This window comes from Alteromonas sp. KUL106, from assembly GCF_009811415.1.
Classification (GTDB): domain Bacteria; phylum Pseudomonadota; class Gammaproteobacteria; order Enterobacterales; family Alteromonadaceae; genus Alteromonas.
Window position 1 is genome coordinate 1 of sequence record NZ_BLIG01000098.1, and the last position, 415, is coordinate 415.

Sequence of the window (415 nt, forward strand, 5' to 3'; positions counted from 1 at the left end):
CCCCACTAAGGGGCGATAACACATGGGCTAAAATTAGGAACGAAGTGACGCAGCCCATGTGTTAGCGTCCCAGCGAGCGAAGCGAGTGCCTTGAGTGGCTTGTTATGTGCGTTTAAAAACAACAGCATTTTAACTACGCAGATAACGGACAAACTTAAGCGTTTGCTTGATAGCTAAAAAAGCCATAAATGCTACAGCTACTACAGAAACTATAAAAACGAACCAGGTAGGAAAAAAATTTAGAAATCTAGCCTTTCTGCTTACTAGTTCGAAAGCCGTTCCGTTTTGCCATGCTTCGAAAACAGATTTTGACATCCAGCCAGCTGCAATAGTTACTACCCAGTAAAAAAGAGCTGCCAAAAAAGCAATCTCTGTATCGCCGTTTTCCTTTTGCATGTTACTCCAAGCACATAAC

At 42.4% G+C, this 415-nt stretch carries 1 protein-coding gene; it reads right to left on the minus strand.

The features are described 5' to 3' along the window. Positions 1-129 precede the first annotated feature (129 nt). On the minus strand, positions 130-415 hold a 286-nt coding region (locus GVO63_RS19395), incomplete at its 5' end, for a hypothetical protein (protein WP_236552232.1).